Origin of the sequence: Pseudonocardia sp. D17 (assembly GCF_036984265.1) — a bacterium.
Lineage (GTDB): Bacteria > Actinomycetota > Actinomycetes > Mycobacteriales > Pseudonocardiaceae > Pseudonocardia > Pseudonocardia benzenivorans.
Window position 1 is genome coordinate 1 of the sequence record NZ_BPRG01000152.1, and the last position, 1,447, is coordinate 1,447.

Here is a 1,447-nt window from a genome sequence, read left to right on the forward strand (position 1 = left end):
CGATGGGGTATCTCGACAACCTGATCATCAATACGGACAACTACAAGCACTGTCACTACCCGCTTTATCCTCCGGGCACCGAGTACGTGTCGAGTTACATCGAGTCGCGCGGTGGTGAGTGGCCGGTCGTGCAGTTCGTCGGGCTTCAGGCGTTCTTGCGTGAGTATCTGATGCGTCCGGTCACGCTCGAGGACATCGACGAGGCCGAGTTCGTGGTCCGTGAGCAGGGGATGCATTTCAACCGGGAGAACTGGCTGGGCATTCTGAACGATCATGGCGGCTACCTGCCGGTGGAGATCGAGGCGGTTCCGGAGGGCACCGTCCTTCCGGCACGCAACGTGCTGGTGCAGGTGATCAACACCGATCCGAAGTACTTCTGGGCCACCAGTTTCTTCGAGACCGCGCTGCTGCGTGCGGTCTGGTACCCGAGCACCATCGGTACGGTCAGCTGGTTGTCCAAGATGGTCATCAAGGAAGCGCTCGCGCGGACCTCGGACAATCCGCAGCTGATCCGCAACATCCTGCACGACTACGGTGCCCGTGGGGTCAGCTCCCAGCAGTCCGCGGCCCTCGGTGGTCTGGCGCACCTGGTCAACTTCGACCAGTCCGACACGGTGCCGGGCATCTTGGCGGCGAAGCGCTTCTACAACGCCGGCAAGGTCTCCAACTCCGGGCCGAACTCCGAGCACGCCGGGTTCTGTGCCTGGGGCCGCGAGCACGAGGCCGACGCTCTGCGTAACATGCTCGACGTGTACGCCTCCAATGGCGTCGCGCTGCTGCTCACCGACACCTACGACCACGAGCACTGCGTCAAGAAGATCATCGGGATCGAGCTCAAGGAGCAGATCCAGAACTTCCCCGGTCTGGTCGGGATCCGTCCTGACTCCGGCGACATCGTCCAGGTCACCGCCGATACCACCGAGTGGCTCATGGACGCGTTCGGTCACACCGTGAACTCGAAGGGCTTCAAGGTTCTGCCCCCGTTCATCCGGGTCGTGCAGGGCGACGGGGTGAACTTCCACTCGCTGCCGCAGGTCTACATGGAGCTCGAGCGCCGAGGCCTGGCCGCCGACAACGCGGTCTTCGGGATGGGTGGTGGGCTGCTGCAGCACTGGAACCGCGACACGATGAACTTCGGTCAGAAGGCCTCGGCGGTGTGTGTGAACGGCCAGTGGCGCGACATCGCCAAGTCGCCGACGGGTGCGGCGTTCAAGGTGTCGAAGAAGGGCCGGCTGGCTCTCAAGCACGACAACGGCGTGTACACCACCGTGCCGAAGGGCTCGATCCCCGAGTCGGAGAACGTGCTGCAGCCGGTGTTCCGTGACGGCAAGCTGCTCAAGAAGTGGGACTTCACCGAGCTGATCGCGAACAGCGAGAAGGAGGTCCCCGAGTCCTACTACATCGACCACGTCGGTCAGATGCGCACCGTCTCCGACGAGACCGCCGT

At 63.2% G+C, this 1,447-nt stretch carries 1 protein-coding gene; it reads left to right on the forward strand.

The window, feature by feature from the left end; all coding sequences use genetic code 11:
- Window positions 1-2: 2 nt before the first annotated feature.
- On the forward strand, window positions 3-1,447 hold a 1,445-nt coding region (locus PSD17_RS23110; RefSeq protein ID WP_103384795.1), incomplete at its 3' end, for a nicotinate phosphoribosyltransferase.